This window comes from Streptomyces sp. NPDC001513 (genome assembly GCF_042894695.1).
GTDB lineage: Bacteria > Actinomycetota > Actinomycetes > Streptomycetales > Streptomycetaceae > Streptomyces.
In genome coordinates this window covers 327,301-345,166 of sequence record NZ_JBIAVU010000007.1, presented here as the reverse complement: position 1 = coordinate 345,166, position 17,866 = coordinate 327,301, and the positions used below count along the sequence as shown (strand labels likewise).

Here is a 17,866-nt window from a genome sequence, read left to right as displayed (position 1 = left end):
CATAGTAATGTGAAATTGCACTGACAAGACCTGTGCGCCCATCAGTTCGCATCTTTCTTGAAGGAGCCTCGTGACCGAGACCCCCGCCATCCTCCACACGGGCAGTCACGACCGCCCGGTCTCCCCGGAGTTGTCCCGCTTCATGGCGGGCGACTGGGCCGCCTCCCCGCTCCCCGACTCCGCGCGCGTACCGGCGTACGCCGTCACCCCGGCCCGCCGGGCACGGCTCTCGGCCCGCTTCCCCGGCGAACGGCTGATCGTCCCGGCCGGCGAGCTGAAGGTCCGCTCCAACGACTGCGACCACCGGTTCCGCCCGCACAGCGCGTACGCCTGGCTGACGGGCCTCACGGGCGAGGACCAGGCGGGTCACGTCCTGGTCATGGAGCCGTCGGGCCCGCACGCCCACGAGGCGGTGCTGTACCTGCGGCCGCGCTCGCCGCGGGCGGGCGGGAACGAGGAGTTCTTCCGGGACCGCAGGTACGGGGAGTTCTGGGTGGGCCGCCGGCCGGACCTGGCGGAGGCCGAGCGTCTCACCGGCATCCGCTGCGCCCACCTGGACGCCCTCGGCTCACCGGCCGGCCGCGACGCGGGCTCCGACGCGGAACTGGCCTCCGCGCTCTCGGAGTTGCGGCTGGTGAAGGACGCGTGGGAGGTCGAGCAGCTCCAGCTGGCCGTCGACCACACGACGGCGGGCTTCGAGGACGTCGTACGGGCCCTGCCGCGCGCGCTGGCGCATCCGCGCGGGGAGCGGTGGATCGAGGGGGTCTTCGGCCTGCGCGCGCGGGCCGAGGGCAACGGCACCGGGTACGAGACCATCGCGGCCTCGGGCGCGCACGCCTGCACCCTGCACTGGATCCGCAACGACGGCCGGCTGAACGGGGACGAACTGCTCCTGCTGGACGCGGGCGTGGAGACGGACACCCTCTACACGGCGGACATCACCCGCACCCTCCCGCTGTCGGGCCGCTTCTCCCCCGTCCAGCGGCAGGTCTACGAACTGGTCCTGGCCGCGCAGGAGGCGGGCATGGCGGCGCTGCGCCCGGGCGCGAGCTTCGGGGACTTCCACCGGGCCGGCATGCGGGTGATCGCGGAGGGCCTGGCGGAGTGGGGCGTCCTGAAGAACGCGGAGGGCGACCTGCACCGGCGGTACACGCTGTGCAGCAGCGGGCACATGCTGGGGCTGGACGTGCACGACTGCGCGAAGGCGCGGGCGGAGACATACCTGGACGGCGTCCTGGAGGAGGGCCAGGTCCTCACGGTGGAACCGGGCCTGTACCTCCAGCCGGACGACGAGACGCTCCCGGCGGAGCTGCGGGGCATCGGCGTCCGCATCGAGGACGACCTGGTCATCACGTCGAACGGCGCCCGCCTGATGTCGCACGCCCTGCCGCGCACGGTCGCGGGCATCGAGGACTGGATGGGCCACCTCCTGGACGGGGCGGCGCTCTAACCCTTCCGCCGGGCCGGCGGTCCGGAACAGGCTGGCCCATCCGCCGGGCCGGCGGTCCGGAACGGGCGGGCCGGGGCTTCCCCTCTGGGGCGTGGTTCGCGGGTGGGGCGGTGCCCCGCCGGAATGTCTCCTCGGCTCGCGCCTGCGGCCACGGCTTCGCCCGCTCGGCCGTGGTTGCGCGCTCGTCCTGCGGGGACACTCCGCCGTGTCCCCACCCAGGCGGAGTTCCCGAGGGGCGCCCACCACGGCCCGCGGCGCCGACAGGTGCGGGAGCGGGGGCGTGCAGGGGCGTCCCCGCAGGACGAGCGCGCAACCGCCCCGGGCATTCGTGACGTGGCCGCAGGCGCGAGCCGAGGAGACGTCCCGGAGGGCCCCCGCGGACGGCCCGCCTGTTCCGGACCTCCGCCCCGGCGGACAACGGCCAAGCCGCTCGTTCCGATCCGGCCGGGCCGGCACCGCAGGGACGCCTTTACGGGAGTACCGCGACGCCGTCGAGTTCGACCAGGGCCTCGTCGTCCCAGAGGCGGACCACGCCGATGACGGCCATCGCCGGGTAGTCGCGGCCCGCCAAGCGGCGCCAGATGCGGCCCAGTTCGGCCGCGCACGCGCGGTACGCCGGCACGTCCACGGCGTACACCGTCACCCTGGCCAGGTCCCCCGGGGAGCCGCCCGCCGCCGCCAGGGCGGCCAGGAGGTTGGTCAGGGCCACCTCGAACTGTTCCGGCAGGTCCTCCCCCACCACCTTGCCCGAGCCGTCCAGCGCGGTCTGGCCGGCCAGGAACACCAGCCGGGATCCGGTGGCGGCGACCGCGTGCGAGAAGCCCGTCGCCGGCGACAGTTCCGCCGGGTTGATCCGGTCGAGGCTCATCGCCCGGCCTCCTCTCCGGTCAGCGGCCCCGGCAGGGGCTCCGGCAAGGCCCCGTACAGTTCCTTCGCGATGATCGTGCGCTGCACCTCGCTCGCCCCCTCGTAGATCCTCGGCGCCCGCACCTCCCGGTAGAGGTGCTCCAGCAGGTGGCCCCGCCGCAGGGCGACCGCCCCGTGCAGCTGGACGGCGTGGTCGACCACGTACTGGGCCGTCTCCGTGGCCAGCAGCTTCGCCATCGCCGCCCGGCGCGGAACGTCCGCCGCGCCCCGGTCGTAGGCCCCGGCCGCCGCGTACACCAGCAGCCGGGCCGCCTCCGTGCGGGTGGCCATCTCGGCCACCCGGTGCGCCACCGCCTGGAGGTCGCTCAGCGTCCCGCCGAACGCCGCCCGCCCCGCCGTGTGCGCGAGCGTCGCGTCGAGCGCGGCCCGGGCCATGCCCACCGCGAAGGCGCCGACGCTCGGCCGGAAGAGGTTCAGCGTGTCCATCGCAACGCGGAAGCCCCGCCCGGGTTCGCCGAGCAGGTCGCGCGGGCCGACCGGGACCCCGTCGAAGGCCAGCGAGCCGATCGGGTGCGGGGAGAGCATGTCCAGCGGTTCGCCGGAGAGTCCGGGGCGGTCGGCCGGGACCAGGAAGGCCGAGACGCCCTTCGCCCCCGGCCCTTCACCCGTCCGGGCGAACACGGTGTAGAAATCCGCTTCAGGGGCGTTGGAGATCCAGCACTTCTCCCCGCTGAGCCGCCAGCCACCACGGGCGTCCGGGTCGGCCTCGGCCGCCAGCGCCAGCGCCGCCGCGTCCGAGCCGGCCCCCGGCTCGCTCAGGGCGAAGGCCGCCACCGCCCGCCCGGCGCGCACCTGCGGCAGCCAGCGCTCGCGTTGTGCCTCGCTCCCGAACCGCAGCACCGGGTACGCGCCCAGCCCCTGGAGGGCGAGCGCCGTCTCGGCCTCCGTGCAGCCGTAGGCGAGGGATTCGCGCAGCAGGCACAGGTCCAGCGCGCCCGAGGCGAACACCCGATCCAGCAGGCCCAGCTCGCCGAGCGCGGCCAGCAGCGGCCGGTTGACCCGGCCCGGTTCCCCCTTCTCGGCCAGCGGCCTCAGCCGCTCGGCCGCCAGTGCGCGCAACTGCCCGCACCACTCCTCCTGGTCCACCCCGAGCGCGAATCCGGTCATCCGAATGTCCCCGCATCTATCGCGTCCTGTTGACTGCCGTCACCATCACGATACGCTCGTAGGGCAACAGCACGGCCGGCCCCACCCCACTCCGGACCGCTGCAGGGGGCGACCCGCCTTGGACCTCATGCCTTCCGCTCACACGGACACCTTCGCCCGTGACCATCTGCCACCCGCCGACACCTGGCCGGAGCTCGTCTTCGATCTGCCCGAACTGGCCTATCCCGACCGCCTGAACTGCGGGGCGGAGCTGCTCGACGCCACCATCGCCCGGTTCGGTCCCGCGGGCGCCGACCGCCCGGCCTTCCGCAGCGGCGCGGGCGAGGTGTGGACGTACGGCGGGCTGCGCGAGCGCGTGGACCGCATCGCCCACGTGCTCACCGCCGACCTCGGCGTCGTCCCCGGCAACCGCGTGCTGCTGCGCGGGCCCACCGGCCCCTGGCTCGCCGCCTGCTGGCTGGCGGTCATGAAGGCGGGCGCGGTGGCGGTCACCGTACTGCCCCAGCAGCGCGCGAAGGAGCTGGCCACGGTCTGCGCGATGGCCCGGGTCGGGCACGCCCTGTGTCACGCGGACGTGCTGGACGACCTGGTCAAGGCCGAGGTGCCGGGGCTGCGGATCACCCCGTACGGGGGTGGCGGCCGGGACGATCTGCTGCGGCTCGCCGAGGGACACGAGGAGCCCTTCCGGGCCGCCCCGACCTCCGCCGACGACGTCGCCCTGATCGCGTTCACCTCCGGGACCACCGGACGGCCCAAGGGCTGCATGCACTTCCACCGCGACCTGCTCGCCGTCGCCGACACCTTCTCCCGCAGCGTGCTGCGCCCCCGCCCGGACGACGTGTTCGCGGGCAGCCCGCCGCTCGGGTTCACCTTCGGCCTCGGCGGGCTGGTCGTCTTCCCGCTGCGGGCGGGCGCGTCCGCGCTGCTGCTGGAGGAGGCGGTGCCGCGCCGGCTGCTGCCCGCGCTCGCGGAGCACCGGGTGACGGTGCTGTTCACCGCGCCCACCGCGTACCGCACGATGCTGGACGCCCTGGGCCCGTACGACGTGGGCATGTACGACCTGTCCGCGCTGCGCCGCTGCGTCTCGGCCGGGGAGAACCTGCCCACCGCCACCTGGCAGGCCTGGTACGAGCGCACCGGCCTGCGGATCATCAACGGCATCGGGGCGACCGAGCTGCTGCACATCTTCATCTCCGCCTCCGACGAGGAGATCCGGCCCGGCACGACCGGCCGGGTGGTCCCGGGCTGGCAGGCCCGGGTGGTGGACCGCTCCGGCCGGCCCGTCGCGGACAACGAGCCGGGGCTGCTGGCCGTCCGCGGCCCGGTGGGCTGCCGCTACCTGGCCGACCCCCGGCAGCGTGAGTACGTACAGGACGGCTGGAACCTGACCGGTGACACCTACGTGCGCGATCCGGAGGGCTACTTCCGCTACGTCGCCCGGGCCGACGACATGATCGTCTCGGCGGGCTACAACATCGCCGGCCCGGAGGTGGAGGAAGCCCTGCTGCGCCACCCGGACGTGGTGGAGGCGGCGGTGGTGGGCCGCCCGGACGAGCGACGCGGGCAGATCGTGGTGGCGTACACCGTCCCGCGTGACGGCGTGGTCCTCACGGAGGAGGCGCTGCGCACCTTCATGCGGGCGGAGCTGGCCCCGCACAAGTGCCCGCGGTCCTTCGTCTTCGTCCCCGCGCTCCCCCGCACGGCGACGGGCAAGCTGCAGCGCTTCCGGCTGCGGGATCTCGGAAGCCTGCCCGACCGGCCCGACGGCCTAGAGTGAAGCCGTGGTCGAGCAGCACACCCCGCGATCCCTGATCGTCACGTTCTACGGAGCCTACGGGCGGGCCTTCGAGGGCCCGGTCCCGGTGTCCGCGCTGATCCGCCTGCTGGGCGCGGTCGGCGTGGACGCCCCGTCGGTCCGCTCGTCGGTGTCCCGGCTGAAGCGGCGCGGCTTCCTGCTGCCCGCGCGCGCCGCGGACGGTTCGGCGGCGTACGGGCTCTCCGAGGAGGCGCAGCAGCTGCTGGACGACGGCGACCGCCGGATCTACGGCAGTCCGCAGCTGTCGGACGAGTGGCTGGTGGCGGTGTTCTCCGTTCCGGAGCAGGAGCGGAGCAAACGGCACCTGCTGCGCTCCCGGCTGGCCCGGCTCGGTTTCGGGGCGGTGGCGCCGGGCGTGTGGATCGCCCCGGCCCGGCTGGCCGAGGAGACCGCGCACACGCTGGAGCGGCTGCACCTGACGCCGTACGTGGAGCTGTTCCGCGGGGCGCACCTCGGCTTCGCGCCGAGCGCCGAGGCGGTGGCCCGCTGGTGGGACCTGGCGGCCCTGGCGAAGCAGCACGAGGAATTCCTCGACCTGCACGAGCCGGCCCTGCGCGCCCTGCAGTCGGGCCCGGAGCCGACGCCGGAGGAGGCCTACCGCGGCTACCTGTTCGCGCTGGACTCCTGGCGGCGCCTGCCGTACGCCGACCCGGGCCTGCCGCGCGAGCTGCTCCCGGCGGGCTGGCCGGGCGACCGGGCGGCGGCCGTCTTCGCCGAACTCCACGCGCGGCTGCGCGATTCCGGGGCGGCCTTCGTGGAACCGTGATCGGCGCCCGACCGTCGAGCGGGGTATGACGCCGACCGCCACGCCACCCGCCACGACCGCGGCCCCCTCCCTGCGGAAACGTCTCCTCACGCTGGTCCCCGCCACCCTCGCCGGGTTCGCGGCGGGCTGCCTGGCCATCGCGCTGGCCTCCCACGCCCGGGAGTACTGCGACGCGGGGGCGGACGCGGGCGGCCGCTTCGAGCTGGGCCTCACCCTGCTGCCGCTGACCGCGGCCTTCGGCGTGGTCGCGCTGCTCGTGGCGTACCTGCTGGACCGGCAGCCCGTGGCGCTGCAACTGGGCACGGTCCTGGTCGTGCTGGCCGGCCTCGCGATCCTGTACTTCGCCGTACGCGGCACCCTCGACGGCTATCCCGGGGACCGGTCCAAGTGCGGCCCGGACAACGTGCCGCCTTGGTGGCCGGGGTGGCTGCCCGCCTGAAAATGACGGGCGCCGGCGGGCGGCGGCGCGCCAGAATGCGCCATGACGTGGACCTTCACCCCTGACTTGGCGGCCTATCTGGCCGCGGCCCACCCGGCCGTGGCCGCGCGGCCCGTGTCCGACACCCTCATGCTGACCGTGACCGATGCGCTGAAGCGGCGCGGCAGCGACGCCTACGGGGCCGGGGCGCCCTTCTTCGGCTGGTGGACCGGGGCCGACGGGACCGTCGCCGGCGGGCTGCTGTGCACCCCGCCGTTCCCGATGGTGCTCGGCGTGGTGCCCGCCGAGGCGGTCCGGGCGCTGGGGGCCGCGCTCTCCGCCGAGCCGCTGCTCGCCGGGATCGGCGCGTTCAACGCCCGCCGCCCGGACGCGGAGGCGCTGGCCTCGGCCTGGGGGCGGCCCACCCGGATCACGGAGGAGCTCCGCCTGTACCGGCTGGCCGACCTGGTCGCCCCGGATCCCGCCCCGGCCGGGCGCTCGCGCCCCGCCACCGTGGCGGAGCTCCCACTGCTGCTGGAGTGGGCCGAGGCCTTCCGAGAGGAGACGGGCGGGCACGGCAACGCCTCCGAGGCCGCCCTGCGCGACCGCGTCTCGTACGGCGGGGCCGTGCTGTGGGAGCACGAGGGCGCGCCGGTCTCCCTGGCGGGCTTCTCCCGCCCGATCTGCTCGGCCTCCCGCATCGGCCCGGTCTACACCCCGCCCGCCCTCCGCGGCCGCGGCTACGCCGCCGGGGTCACTCACGCGGCGACCCGGGCCGCGCACGCGGCCGGCGCCGCGGAGGTCCTCCTCTTCACCGACCTGGCCAACCCCACGAGCAACGGCGTCTACCAGCGCCTGGGCTACACCCCGGTCGAGGACCGCGCCGAGGTCGTCCCGGTCTGAGCGGGCCGGCTAGCCGCGTCCCGTCGGGGGTTTGCGGCGGCCCGCGCGGTAGGGGGCCGGCCAGGGGGCTGCGGGGCCTTCGTAGGACTGGTCGGCGGCCGCGTGCAGGGTCCAGTGGGGGTCGTAGAGGTGGGGGCGGCCGAGGGCGCAGAGGTCGGCGCGGCCGGCAAGCAGCAGGGAGTTGACGTCGTCCCAGGAGGAGATCGCGCCGACCGCGATGACGGGGACGCCGAGCGCGTTGCGGATCCGGTCGGCGTACGGGGTCTGGTACGAGCGCCCGTACTCCGGGGCCTCGTCCGCGACGACCTGGCCGGTCGAGACGTCGATGGCGTCGGCGCCGTGCGCGGCGAAGGCGGCCGCGATCCGTACCGCCTCCTCGGGCGAGGTGCCGCCGGGCGCCCAGTCGGTCGCCGAGAGGCGGACCGTCATCGGGCGGTCCTCGGGCCAGACGGCGCGGACCGCGTCGAAGACCTCCAGCGGGAAGCGGAGCCGGTTCTCCAGGGTGCCGCCGTACGCGTCGGTGCGGCGGTTGGTCAGGGGTGAGAGGAACCCGGAGAGCAGGTAGCCGTGGGCGCAGTGCAGTTCCAGGAGGTCGAACCCGCAGTCGGCGGCCCGCACGGCGGCGGCCGCGAACTCGGAGCGCAGCGCCACCAGGTCCGCCTGGTCGAGGGCACGCGGGCGGGCCGAGACGCCGGGCCGGTAGGGCAGTGGGGAGGCGGCCACCAGCGGCCAGTTGCCCTCCGGAAGGGGGTCGTCCATGCCCTCCCACATCACGCGCGTCGAGCCCTTGCGGCCCGCGTGCCCGAGCTGGACGCCGAGCGCGGTGCCGGGGGCGGAGGTGTGGACGAAGTCGGTGATCCGCTGCCAGGCCGCCGCCTGCTCCTGGGTGTAGAGGCCGGCGCAGCCGGGGGTGATCCGGCCCTCGGCCGAGACGCAGACCATCTCGGTCATGACCAGGGCGGCCCCGCCGAGGGCCCGGGCGCCCAGGTGCACGAGGTGGAAGTCCCCGGGGACGCCGTCGGCGGCCGAGTACATGTCCATCGGCGAGACGACGACCCGGTTGCGCAGGGTCAGGCCGCGCAGGGTGAGGGGGGTGAACATCGGCGGGGTGTGCTCGTCCGGGCAGCCGAAGTCCCGTTCCACCGCCCGGGTGAAGCGCTCGTCGCGCAGCCGCAGGTTGTCGTGCGTGACCCGGCGGCTGCGGGTGAGCAGGTTGAAGGCGAACTGCCGGGCGGGCTGGTCGACGTATCCGGCGACCTCCTCGAACCAGGCCCGGCTCGCGGCCGCGGCCCGCTGGGTGCTGGCGACCGCGGGGCGGCGCGCCGCCTCGTACGCGGCGAGCGCGGCCGGTACGTCGCCTTCCGCTGCGGCCACCGCTTCGGCGAGCGCGAGCGCGTCCTCGACGGCCAGCTTGGTGCCGGACCCGATGGAGAAGTGGGCGGTGTGCGCGGCGTCGCCGAGTAGGGCCACGTTGCCGTGTGACCAGCGCGCGTTGACGAGGGTGTCGAAGCGGGTCCATGCCGAGCGGTTGCCGTGCAGGGGCCGTCCGCGCAGGGCCTCGCTGAAGATCTTGGCGCAGCGGGCCGCGGACTCGTCCTCGTCGCAGAGGTCGAGGCCGGCCGCCCGCCAGACCTCCTCCCGCATCTCCACGATCACCGTGGAGGCGCCGAATTGATTCTGCGGCCCGGAGGGCCCCGATGAGGGGTGGTGGTCGGGCGACGGGCGGGCGTAAGGGTAGGCGTGCAGTTGCATGACCCCGTGCTCGGTCTCCGCGATCTCGAAGCGGAAGGATTCGAAGGCGAAGTCGGCGGCGAGCCAGATGTAGCGGCAGCGCCCGGGGGTCAGCGTCGGCCCGTAGTGCGCGGCCCCGGCCTCCCGGATCGCGCTGTGCACCCCGTCCGCCGCGACCACCAGGTCGTACGCGGCGGCGAGGTCCCGCACGTCGGGGGCCGCGGTGCGGAAGCGGAGCCGGACGCCGAGCCCGGCGCAGCGCTCGTGGAGGATCTGCAGCAGCCGGCGCCGCCCGATGGCGGCGAAGCCGTGGCCGCCGGAGGTCAGCATCCGGCCCCGGTGCACGACGTCCACGTCGTCCCAGCGCACGAACTCGGCGCTCAGGGCCGCGTAGACGAGGGTGTCGGCCCGTTCGATGCCGCCGAGGGTCTCGTCGGAGAGGACCACGCCGAAGCCGAAGGTGTCGTCCGGGGCGCCCCGTTCCCAGACCTCCACGGTGTGGCCCTGGCGGGCCAGCAGCGCGGCGGCGTACAGCCCGCCCGGTCCCCCGCCGACGACCGCGACCCGCAGGGCGCCCGGAGACACACGGCTCGTCGGCATCCGGCTACCTGCCCTTCCAGGCGGGCGGCCGCTTCCCGGTGAAGGCCGCGTGGAACTCCGCGTAGTCCTGGCCGTTCATCAGCAGGGCCTGCGTGTTGGCGTCCAGTTCCACGGACGCGGCCAGCGGCATGTCGAGCTCGGCGGTGAGCAGCGCCTTGGTCTGCGCGTAGGCGAGGGCGGGGCCGGCGGACAGGTGCGCGGCGAGTTCCGCGGCCCGTACGTGGGCCTTGCCCTCCTCGGTGAGCTCGCTGAGCAGGCCGATCCGTTCGGCCTCGGGGGCGCGTACGGGCTCTCCGAGCATCAGGAGGCGGGTGGCGTGGCCGAGGCCGACGACCCGGGGCAGCAGGTAGGCGGCGCCCATGTCGCCGCCGGAGAGGCCGACGCGGGTGAAGAGGAAGGCGAAGCGGGCGGTGGGGTCGGCGATGCGGAAGTCGGCGGCGAGCGCGAGGACGGCGCCGGCGCCGGCGGCCACCCCGTGCATGGCGGCGATCACCGGGAAGGGGCATTCGCGGATGGCGCGCACCACCTGGCCGGTCATCCGGTTGAAGTCGAGGAGCTGGGCGGTGTCCATGGCGAGGGTGGCGCCGATGATCTCGTCCACGTCCCCGCCGGAGCAGAAGCCGCGGCCCTCGCCGCCCAGGACGAGGGCGCGCACGGAACGCTCGCGGGACAGTTCGGCGAGCAGATCGCGCAGGTCGGCGTAGGCGCCGAAGGTGAGCGCGTTCAGCTTCTCGGGGCGGTCGAAGGTGACGGTGGCCACGCCGTCCAGCCGGGTTACCCGGAGGTGGTGCCACCGTTCGGTCGCTGCTGTGGAACCGGTGAAGGGGCTCACCCGACCGACGGTATCAGCAGATCCTGACTTCCGTCACAGAAACGCGACACGCACCTGAGCGGCGGGCCCACCCCGTGGCCCGCCCCATGGCCCACCCCGCGGCCCGCCCCGCCGGCGTATGACTATGCGTCACCCCGGCCGGGCCGGCCGAGCGTGGCGACGAGTACGGCCTTGATGGTGTGCAGCCGGTTCTCGGCCTCGTCGAAGACGACGGAGTGCGCCGACTCGAACACCTCGTCGGTCACCTCCAGGGATTCGAGCCCGTGCCGCTCGTGGATCTCCCGGGCCACCCTGGTGCCGAGGTCGTGGAAGGCCGGCAGGCAGTGCATGAACTTCACGTCCGGGTTCCCGGTGGCCCGCAGCACGTCCATGGTCACGGCGTACGGGGACAGGGCCGCGATCCGCTCGTCCCAGACCTCCTTGGGCTCGCCCATGGACACCCAGATGTCGGTCACCACGAAGTCCGCCTGCGCGACCCCCTCGGCGACGTCCTCGGTCAGGGTGATCCGGGCGCCGCTGCCCTCCGCGAGCTCCCGCGCCGCGGCCACCACCGGCTCGGCCGGCCAGTAGGCCCGGGGCGCGACGATCCGTACGTCCATGCCCAGCAGCGCGCCGGTCACCAGGTACGAGTTGCCCATGTTGAAGCGGGCGTCGCCGAGGTAGGCGAAGGCGATCCCGTCCAGCGGCTTGGTGGTGTGCTCGGTCATGGTGAGCAGGTCGGCCAGCATCTGGGTGGGGTGCCAGTCGTCGGTGAGGCCGTTGAAGACGGGGACGCCCGCGTGGGCGGCGAGCTCCTCGACGGCCTGCTGGCTGTCGCCCCGGTACTCGATCCCGTCGAACATCCGGCCCAGCACCCGCGCGGTGTCCTTGACCGACTCCTTGTGGCCCATCTGGGAGCCGGCGGGGTCGAGGTAGGTGGTGTGGGCGCCCTGGTCCGCGGCGGCGACCTCGAAGGCGCAGCGGGTCCGCGTCGAGGTCTTCTCGAAGATCAGCGCGATGTTCCTGCCCTGGAGCAGGCGCTGCTCGACCCCGGCCTTCTTGGCCGCCTTCAGTTCGGCGGCGAGCTCGACCAGGCCGCGGAACTCGGCGGCCGTGAAGTCCAGCTCCTTGAGAAAACTGCGGCCTGCGAGGTCGGTGGCCATGGGGTCGCTCCAGCGTCACGGTGACAGGGGATGATGGAAGTCTATACGACGCCCTGTATTGATATACAGAGACCCTTCCCCCACCCTCCCCTGCCCCCGCTCCCCGGGCCGGTGGCCGCCCGGGGCCTCAGACCGCGTCCCGCTCCACCGGACAGCTCATGCAGCGCGGACCGCCCCGGCCCCGCCCCAGTTCGCTGCCCGGGATCTCGATCACCTCGATGCCCTGCTTGCGCAGGTGCGTGTTGGTCGTCACGTTCCGCTCGTACGCGACCACCACCCCCGGCTCCACGGCCAGCACGTTGCACCCGTCGTCCCACTGCTCGCGTTCCGCCGAGTGCACGTCCTGCGTCGCGGTCAGCACCCGGATCGAGTCCAGGCCGAGCGCCGCCGCGATGGCCCGGTGCATGTGCTCCGCCGGGTGGTCGGTCACCTTCAGCTCCTGCGGACCGGCGCCCGGCTCGATCGTGTAGGAGCGGAGCATGCCGAGCCCCGCGTACTGAGTGAACGTATCTCCGTCCACCATCGTCATCACCGTGTCCAGGTGCATGAAGGCCCGGCTCTTCGGCATGTCCAGCGCCACGATGGTGGTGGCCGAGCCCGCGGCGAACAGGCCCCGCGCCAGCATCTCCACCGCCTGCGGCGTGGTGCGCTCGCTCATCCCGATCAGCACGGCGCCGTTGCCGATGACCAGCACGTCCCCGCCCTCGATGGTCGAGGGGTAGTCCGCCTGCCCCTGCGACCAGTAGTGGAAGGCACCGGAGGTGGTGAAGAGCGGGTGGTGCTTGTAGATCGCCTCGAAGTGGACGGTCTCGCGCTGACGGGCCGGCCAGCGCATCGCGTTGATGGACACCCCGTCGTAGATCCAGGCGGAGGTGTCACGGGTGAACAGGTGGTTGGGCAGCGGTCCGAGCAGGAAGCCGTCGGTGTCCAGGGCGTGGAAGCGCACGGACACCGGCTCGGCGTGGCGCTCCAGGAACTCCCGCTTGGTCATCCCGCCGACCAGCGCCTCCGCCAGCTCGGCCGAGGGCAGCCCGTCGAAGACCGACCGCAGGTGGTCGGTGGCGAGCGGCCCGTACTCCTTCTCGTCGAAGACCCGGTCCAGTACGAGGTGTCTCGCCTCCGGGATCTCCAGGGCCTCGCACAGCAGGTCCCCGAAGAGGTGGACCTCCACGCCCCGGTCCCGCAGCACGTCCGCGAAGCCGTCGTGCTCCTGGCGGGCCCGGCGAACCCACAGCACGTCGTCGAAGAGGAGCGCGTCCTTGTTGCTCGGTGTGAGCCGCTTCAGCTCCAGGTCGGGCCGGTGGAGGATGACGCGGCGAAGCCGCCCGGTCTCGGAGTCGACATGGAATCCCATGCCGTACACGTTCGCAGACCGGGCGGCCTTTTGACGTGGCGTCCGCTCAGCGGGGGGTGCCGAGGCCGAGAAGCGCCGACGGGGCGCCGGTGAGTTCCGGGGTGGTCAGGCCCAGTTCGGGCGCGGCCAGGTTCGGGATCCCGGAGTTGGAGGCGTCCGGCATCGTCAGCAGACCGCCGGCGACCAGCCCGGGGGTCCGGGCGAGCAGGTCGGTGGCCGGGGCCTCCACGGAGCCCTCGCCGTCCGTCTCCGGCTTGCCCAGCAGGTTCGGCACCGGGGAGGTGACGAGGGTGCTGCCGAGCTGGGTGCCGATCGGGACCACCGGGAGCAGTGGGGTCGGGAGCATGTCCCCCTTGTGGAAGCGGGGCGCCTCGGGCGCTCCCACGACCGGGACCGGCACGCCCGTGCCCACGCGCGGCGTGTCCACGCCCAGCGTGGTCTTCACGGCGTCCAGCGGCACACCGACCGGCACCGAGTCCGCCGCGGCCGGGGTGGCCGCGCCGGCCGCGGCCATACAGGTCATCAGCGCCGCAATGCTTCCGCGCGCGGTCATCTTCATAAGTGACGTTCCGTCCTTCCAGGGTCGCGGACATTCCGCTGCCCTGGTTGAACGATCCCGCCGGTGGTTTTCCCGGAGTTCTCCGCGAAAGTTCCCCCATACGACCTAATTAGCGGCCGTACGGGGGCCACCCCTTTACGGGTCGTGCTGACGCGGCCCCGTCCGGTCCCCTCAGAGGCGCGGGTCCACCGGCTCCGACTCCAGTGCGAGCACCGCGAACACGGCCTCGTGGACCCGCCACAGCGGCTCCCCGGCCGCCAGCCGGTCCAGCGCCTCCAGCCCGAGCGCGTACTCGCGCAGGGCGAGCGAGCGCTTGTGCCCGAGGAAGCGCTCGCGCAGCCGCTCCAGGTGGTCCGGACGGGTGTACTCCGGACCGTAGATGATCCGCAGGTACTCACGTCCGCGCACCTTGACCCCCGGCTGCACCAGACGGCCCTTCCCGTCCCGGGCGTACGCCTGGAGGGGCTTGACCACCATGCCCTCGCCGCCGGCGGCCGTCAGCTCCAACCACCAGTCGGTGCCCGCCCGTACGGAGTCCTCGTCCCCGGTGTCCACCAGGATCCGGCCGGTGCGGCGCAGCAGCCCGGTGCCCGCCGCCTCGTCGGCGGCGACCAGGCGGTCCAGCCAGAACAGCTGCTCGTCGTGGGGCACGGCGGCCAGCGACCGCCCGGCCGCCGCCAGCAGCTGGAACGGCGCGAACCGTACGCCGGCCAGCCCGTCGGTGGTCCAGCAGTAGCGGCGGTAGGCGTCGGTGAAGGCGGCCGCGTCGACGGCCCGGCCGCGCTGGCGCTCCAGCAGCTCCCCGGTGTCGATGCCCCGGGCGGCGGCCGTCTCCAGGGCGGCGATCGCGTCCGGGAAGACGGCGCCCGAGGCCGCGCCCACGGCGGCGTACTGGTTGCGCAGCAGTCCGCCGGACTTCAGGGACCAGGGCAGCAGTTCCCCGTCGAGGAGCAGCCAGTCCGTGCCGAGCTCCTCCCAGAGGCCGGCGTCGGTGACCGCCGAGCGGAGCCGGGTGAGGACCTCCTCGGTGACCTCCGGATCCTTGAAGAAGGGCCGCCCGGTGCGGGTGTAGACGGAACCTGTCGGGCCCTCGACGCCGAAGCGCTCGCGGGCCGCGTCGGCGTCCTTGCAGACCAGGACGGTGGCGCGGGAGCCCATGTGCTTCTCCTCGCACACGACCTGGGCGATGCCGTCCGAGCGGAACTGCGCGAAGGCCTCGGCCGGGTGCTCCAGGTAGCCCTCTTCCCGGGATGTGGCCGTCGGCGCCATGGTCGGCGGCAGGTACGGGACCAGCCGCGGGTCCACCGCGAAGCGGCTCATGACCTCCAGGGCCGCCGCCGCGTTCTCCTCGCGCACGTTGACGTTGCCCAGGTGCCGGGTCTCCACGACCCGGCGGCCGTGGACGTCGGCCAGGTCGAGCGGGCGGCCTTCGTGACCGCCCGGCGCCTCGGCGACGAGCGGGCGCGTCGGCTCGTACCAGACCTTCTCGGCCGGTACGTCGACCAGTTCGCGCTCCGGCCAGCGCAGCGCCGTCATCCTCCCGCCGAAGACGGCTCCGGTGTCGAGGCAGATGGTGTTGTTGATCCAGGCGGTGTTCGGGACCGGGGTGTGGCCGTAGACCACGACGGCCTTGCCGCGGTAGTCCTCCGCCCACGGGTAGCGCACGGGCAGGCCGAACTCGTCCGTCTCGCCGGTGGTGTCCCCGTACAGGGCGTGCGAGCGGACCCGGCCGGAGGTGCGGCCGTGGTACTTCTCGGGCAGGCCGGCGTGGCAGACCACCAGCCTGCCGCCGTCGAGGACGTAGTGGCTGACGAGGCCGCGGATGAACTCCCGTACCTCCTCCACGAACTCCGCCGGCTCCTGCTCCAGCTGCTCGATGGTCTCGGCGAGGCCGTGGGTCCGCTGGACCTTGGAGCCCTTGAGGTAACGGCCGAGCTTGTTCTCGTGGTTGCCGGGCACGCACAGGGCGTTGCCGGACTTCACCATGCCCATGACGCGGCGCAGCACGCCGGGGCTGTCCGGGCCGCGGTCGACGAGGTCGCCGACGAAGACGGCCGTGCGGCCCTCGGGGTGGACGCCGTCCTCGTAGCCGAGCTTGGCGAGCAGGGTCTCCAGCTCGGAGGAGCAGCCGTGGATGTCACCGACGATGTCGAAGGGGCCGGTGAGGTGGGTGAGGTCGTTGAAGCGCTTCTCCAGGACCACCTCGGCGGTCTCGGCCTCCTCGACGGTGCGCAGCACGTGGACCTTGCGGAAGCCCTCGCGCTCCAGACCGCGCAGCGAGCGCCGCAGGTCGCGGCGGTGGCGCTGGATGACGGCGCGGGGCAGTCCGGCCCGGTCGGGGCGGGCCGCGTTGCGCTCGGCGCAGACCTGTTCGGGCAGGTCCAGGACGATGGCGATGGGCAGGACGTCGTGCTCGCGGGCGAGCCGGACCAGCTGACGGCGGGCGTCGGCCTGGACGCTGGTGGCGTCGACGACGGTGAGGCGGCCGGCGGCGAGGCGCTTGCCCGCGATGTAGTGCAGGACGTCGAAGGCGTCGCGGCTCGCGCTCTGGTCGTTCTCGTCGTCGGAGACCAGGCCGCGGCAGTAGTCGGAGGAGATGACCTCGGTCGGCTTGAAGTGCTTGCGGGCGAAGGTGGACTTGCCCGATCCGGTGGCCCCGATCAGGACGACGAGGGACAGGTCGGTGACGGGAAGGACGCGGGTGCGGTGGGGCCGGGTCCCGGTGGTCTCGGTGGTCTCGGTGGTCTCGGTGCTGTCCGTGGTCATGCTGCCTCGCCCTCCTTCGGGGTCTCGGCGGTGGTCGTGTCGGCGGTGGTGTCGCTCCGGGTGAAGACGGCCATCTGGGTGGGCGGGCCGACCTCGGGGTCGTCGTCGCCGACGGGGACGTACGCGACCTCGTACCCGTGGCGCGCCGCCACGGAGCCGGCCCAGGCGCGGAACTCCTCGCGGGTCCACTCGAAGCGGTGGTCGCCGTGCCGGACGTGCCCGGCGGGCAGGGTCTCCCAGCGGACGTTGTACTCGACGTTCGGGGTGGTCACGAGGACCGTGCGGGGGCGGGCCGAGCCGAACACCACGTACTCCAGCGCGGGCAGCCGCTCCGGGTCCAGGTGCTCGATGACCTCGCTGAGCACGGCCGCGTCGTAGCCGGCCAGCCGCTTGTCGGTGTAGGCGAGCGAGCCCTGCAGGAGCGTGACGCGCGAGCTCTGCCGCTCGCCCAGCCGCTCCAGGCGCAGCCGCCGGGCGGCCGTGTTCAGGGCCCGTACGGACACGTCCATGCCGATGATCTCCGTGTACGCGGGGTCCTTGAGCAGGGCCTGCACCAGCTGGCCCTGTCCGCAGCCGAGGTCCAGCACCCGCTGGGCACCGGCGGCGCGCAGCGCGGCGAGGATGGCCTCGCGCCGCTGCACGGCGAGCGGGACGGGCCGCTCCTCCGTGTCCCGCGTCTCGTCCACGGCGTTGTCGAGCTCCTCGACCTCGCTGCCGTCGGCCTCGGCGAGGCGGACCAGCTCCAGGCGCTCGATGGCGTCCTGGGTCAGCCGCTTGTGGCGGGCCAGGTAGCGGGAGCTGATCAGCCCGTTCTCGGGGTGGGCGGCGAGCCAGCCGTCTCCGGCGCGCAGCAGCTTGTCGACCTCGTCGGGGGCGATCCAGTAGTGCTTGGCGTCGTCGAGCACCGGCAGCAGCACGTAGAGCTGGCGCAGGGCGTCGGCCAGGCGCAGCTCGCCCTCCAGGACGAGCCGTACGTAGCGCGAGTCGCCCCACTCGGGGAACTGCTCGTCGAGCGGCAGGGCCTCGGCCTGTACGAGGTCCCAGCCGAGCGGGTCGAACAGCCGGTGCACGAGCGCGGCCCCGCCGCGTGCGGGCAGCACCGGGATCTCGATGCGCAGCGGCAGCGCCCGCTCCGGGAGTTCCGGGCGGAGGGCGCACTGGCCCTTGAGCGCGGTGCGGAAGACTCCGCTGAGCGCGACGGCGAGCAGCGAGGAGGCGGCGTACGGGCGGTCGTTGACGTACTGCGCGAGCGCGGCGTCGGGGGCTCCGCCCCGGCCCTTGCCCTGGCCGCGCCGCACGAGCGCGACGGGATCCACCTCCAGCAGCAGGGCCGCCGTGCACCGTTCGGCCGTGGCCTCGGGGTAGAAGACGTGGGCGGTGCCGTGGGAGGTGGAGAACGCCTGCGTCTTCCCGGGATGCTTGTGCAGCAGGTAGCCCAGGTCGGTGGCGGTTCGTTCAGGGGAGCCGGTGGTGGAGATCGTCAGGAACACACGGT

Annotated in this window: 14 protein-coding genes; 5 read left to right on the top strand and 9 right to left on the bottom strand. The window is 73.8% G+C overall.

The window, feature by feature from the left end:
* The first annotated feature begins 70 nt into the window (after positions 1-70).
* Positions 71-1,450, top strand: coding sequence for an aminopeptidase P family protein (locus tag ACFYZ4_RS18090; protein ID WP_390784325.1), 1,380 nt, complete (start codon positions 71-73; stop codon positions 1,448-1,450).
* Positions 1,451-1,919: 469 nt separating this feature from the next.
* Here ACFYZ4_RS18090 and ACFYZ4_RS18085 read toward each other — a convergent pair whose 3' ends face one another.
* Entirely contained in the window at positions 1,920-2,318 is a 399-nt protein-coding gene (locus ACFYZ4_RS18085) for a RidA family protein (RefSeq protein WP_351287419.1), read from the bottom strand.
* Positions 2,315-3,484 carry an acyl-CoA dehydrogenase family protein gene (locus ACFYZ4_RS18080; RefSeq protein WP_390784324.1) on the bottom strand — a complete coding sequence of 390 codons (1,170 nt, stop codon included), beginning with the start codon at positions 3,482-3,484 and terminating at the stop codon, positions 2,315-2,317. The genes ACFYZ4_RS18085 and ACFYZ4_RS18080 overlap by 4 nt, the downstream gene beginning before the upstream one ends.
* Before the next feature lie 127 nt (positions 3,485-3,611).
* Here ACFYZ4_RS18080 and ACFYZ4_RS18075 point away from each other — a divergent pair, with 127 nt between their 5' ends.
* From ACFYZ4_RS18075 to ACFYZ4_RS18060, 4 genes are read left to right on the top strand one after another with little or no spacing between them, the layout of a single operon-like run.
* Positions 3,612-5,261: an AMP-binding protein gene (locus ACFYZ4_RS18075; protein ID WP_390784323.1), complete on the top strand. Its 1,650-nt coding sequence runs from the start codon at positions 3,612-3,614 to the stop codon at positions 5,259-5,261.
* 4 nt (positions 5,262-5,265) lie between these two features.
* Positions 5,266-6,066 carry a PaaX family transcriptional regulator C-terminal domain-containing protein gene (locus ACFYZ4_RS18070; RefSeq protein ID WP_384340435.1) on the top strand — a complete coding sequence of 267 codons (801 nt, stop codon included), beginning with the start codon at positions 5,266-5,268 and terminating at the stop codon, positions 6,064-6,066.
* 25 nt (positions 6,067-6,091) lie between these two features.
* Positions 6,092-6,505, top strand: coding sequence for a hypothetical protein (locus tag ACFYZ4_RS18065; protein WP_390784322.1), 414 nt, complete (start codon positions 6,092-6,094; stop codon positions 6,503-6,505).
* Between the two features lie 42 nt (positions 6,506-6,547).
* Positions 6,548-7,387 carry a GNAT family N-acetyltransferase gene (locus ACFYZ4_RS18060; RefSeq protein ID WP_390784321.1) on the top strand — a complete coding sequence of 280 codons (840 nt, stop codon included), beginning with the start codon at positions 6,548-6,550 and terminating at the stop codon, positions 7,385-7,387.
* 9 nt (positions 7,388-7,396) lie between these two features.
* Here ACFYZ4_RS18060 and ACFYZ4_RS18055 read toward each other — a convergent pair whose 3' ends face one another.
* From ACFYZ4_RS18055 to ACFYZ4_RS18025, 7 genes are all read right to left on the bottom strand, one after another.
* Complete coding sequence (locus ACFYZ4_RS18055; RefSeq protein WP_390784320.1) at positions 7,397-9,718, bottom strand: bifunctional salicylyl-CoA 5-hydroxylase/oxidoreductase; 2,322 nt, start codon at positions 9,716-9,718, stop codon at positions 7,397-7,399.
* A 4-nt stretch (positions 9,719-9,722) separates the two neighbouring features.
* Positions 9,723-10,550, bottom strand: a complete 828-nt coding sequence (locus tag ACFYZ4_RS18050; RefSeq protein ID WP_390784319.1) for an enoyl-CoA hydratase family protein — start codon at positions 10,548-10,550, stop codon at positions 9,723-9,725.
* A 122-nt stretch (positions 10,551-10,672) separates the two neighbouring features.
* Positions 10,673-11,692: an ornithine carbamoyltransferase gene (gene argF, locus ACFYZ4_RS18045; RefSeq protein ID WP_351287406.1), complete on the bottom strand. Its 1,020-nt coding sequence runs from the start codon at positions 11,690-11,692 to the stop codon at positions 10,673-10,675.
* 127 nt (positions 11,693-11,819) lie between these two features.
* Positions 11,820-13,046, bottom strand: coding sequence for an arginine deiminase (locus ACFYZ4_RS18040; protein WP_351287404.1), 1,227 nt, complete (start codon positions 13,044-13,046; stop codon positions 11,820-11,822).
* 46 nt (positions 13,047-13,092) lie between these two features.
* The gene (locus tag ACFYZ4_RS18035) at positions 13,093-13,599 is read right to left on the bottom strand and encodes a hypothetical protein (protein WP_351287402.1); all 507 of its coding nucleotides are present in this window, start codon (positions 13,597-13,599) and stop codon (positions 13,093-13,095) included.
* Positions 13,600-13,776: 177 nt separating this feature from the next.
* Entirely contained in the window at positions 13,777-16,371 is a 2,595-nt protein-coding gene (locus ACFYZ4_RS18030) for a polynucleotide kinase-phosphatase (protein WP_390784318.1), read from the bottom strand.
* Positions 16,368-17,861 carry a 3' terminal RNA ribose 2'-O-methyltransferase Hen1 gene (locus ACFYZ4_RS18025; RefSeq protein ID WP_390784317.1) on the bottom strand — a complete coding sequence of 498 codons (1,494 nt, stop codon included), beginning with the start codon at positions 17,859-17,861 and terminating at the stop codon, positions 16,368-16,370. The genes ACFYZ4_RS18030 and ACFYZ4_RS18025 overlap by 4 nt, the downstream gene beginning before the upstream one ends.
* Between the last annotated feature and the right edge of the window lie 5 nt (positions 17,862-17,866).

Excerpts from the sequence above, each read along its gene's own strand:
- ACFYZ4_RS18085 (WP_351287419.1), bottom strand. The coding sequence starts at position 2,318 with ATGAGCCTCGACCGGATCAACCCGGCGGAACTGTCGCCGGCGACGGGC.
- ACFYZ4_RS18080 (WP_390784324.1), bottom strand. The coding sequence starts at position 3,484 with ATGACCGGATTCGCGCTCGGGGTGGACCAGGAGGAGTGGTGCGGGCAG.
- ACFYZ4_RS18075 (WP_390784323.1), top strand. The coding sequence starts at position 3,612 with ATGCCTTCCGCTCACACGGACACCTTCGCCCGTGACCATCTGCCACCC.
- ACFYZ4_RS18065 (WP_390784322.1), top strand. The coding sequence starts at position 6,092 with ATGACGCCGACCGCCACGCCACCCGCCACGACCGCGGCCCCCTCCCTG.
- ACFYZ4_RS18060 (WP_390784321.1), top strand. The coding sequence starts at position 6,548 with ATGACGTGGACCTTCACCCCTGACTTGGCGGCCTATCTGGCCGCGGCC.
- ACFYZ4_RS18055 (WP_390784320.1), bottom strand. The coding sequence starts at position 9,718 with ATGCCGACGAGCCGTGTGTCTCCGGGCGCCCTGCGGGTCGCGGTCGTC.
- argF (WP_351287406.1), bottom strand. The coding sequence starts at position 11,692 with ATGGCCACCGACCTCGCAGGCCGCAGTTTTCTCAAGGAGCTGGACTTC.
- ACFYZ4_RS18040 (WP_351287404.1), bottom strand. The coding sequence starts at position 13,046 with ATGGGATTCCATGTCGACTCCGAGACCGGGCGGCTTCGCCGCGTCATC.
- ACFYZ4_RS18035 (WP_351287402.1), bottom strand. The coding sequence starts at position 13,599 with ATGACCGCGCGCGGAAGCATTGCGGCGCTGATGACCTGTATGGCCGCG.
- ACFYZ4_RS18030 (WP_390784318.1), bottom strand. The coding sequence starts at position 16,371 with ATGACCACGGACAGCACCGAGACCACCGAGACCACCGAGACCACCGGG.